Here is a 1,014-nt window from a genome sequence, read left to right on the forward strand (position 1 = left end):
CCGCGGGCTGGCAGGATGTCCGCCATGACCTACCTCGCCGCGGATGACCGCTATGCCTCGATGACCTACCGCCGCGCCGGCCGCAGCGGGGTGCAGCTGCCCGCCGTCTCGCTCGGCCTGTGGCACAACTTCGGCGACACCCAGCCGCTCGACGTCCAGCGCGCGGTGCTCCGCCGGGCCTTCGACCGTGGGATCACCCACTTCGACCTGGCGAACAACTACGGGCCGCCGTACGGCAGCGCCGAGCGCAACTTCGGCCACCTCTTCCGGCAGGACCTCCGCCCGTACCGCGACGAGCTGTTCATCGCCTCCAAGGCCGGCTACGACATGTGGCCCGGCCCCTACGGCAACGGCGGCAGCCGCAAGTACCTGCTGGCCAGCCTCGACCAGTCGCTGGAGCGCACGGGCCTGGAGTACGTCGACGTCTTCTACTCCCACCGCCACGACCCGGACACCCCGCTCGAAGAGACCATGGGCGCACTCGACCAGGCCGTCCGCTCGGGCCGCGCCCTGTACGCCGGCATCTCCAACTACGCGCCCGAGCAGCACCGGGAGGCCGTGGCCATCCTGCGCGAGCTGGGCACCCCGGTCCTGCTGAACCAGGCCAACTACTCCATCCTCGACCGGCGCCCCGAACAGGGCCTGCTCGACGCCGCCGGCGACACGCAGACCAGCCTGATCGCCTACTCCCCGCTCGCCCAGGGCCTGCTGACCGACCGCTACCTCACCGGCCAGGTCCCGGCCGGCTCGCGGATGTCGGTCGGACACTTCCTGCGCGAGGAGGCCCTGACCGGCGCGAAGCTGGACCAGCTGCGGGCACTGAACAAGGTCGCCGAGCGGCGCGGCCAGAACCTGGCCCAGCTGGCCCTGTCCTGGGTGCTGCGCGACCCCCGGGTCGTCTCCGTGATCATCGGCGCGAGCAGCACCGCCCAGCTCGACCAGAACATCGACGCCCTCCAGGGCGCCCCGCTGACGGCCGAGGAACTGACGGAGATCGACCGGATCAGCCGCTGA

General features: G+C 71.5%; 1 protein-coding gene. It reads left to right on the forward strand.

Features of this window, described 5'->3' with window-relative positions; genetic code table 11:
• The first annotated feature begins 24 nt into the window (after window positions 1-24).
• The gene (locus tag ACWGB8_RS38660) at window positions 25-1,014 is read left to right on the forward strand and encodes an aldo/keto reductase (protein WP_452218320.1); all 990 of its coding nucleotides are present in this window, start codon (window positions 25-27) and stop codon (window positions 1,012-1,014) included.

Source organism: Kitasatospora sp. NPDC054939, assembly GCF_053610105.1.

Coding starts and splice junctions, on each gene's coding strand:
- ACWGB8_RS38660 (WP_452218320.1), top strand. CDS start 25: ATGACCTACCTCGCCGCGGATGACCGCTATGCCTCGATGACCTACCGC.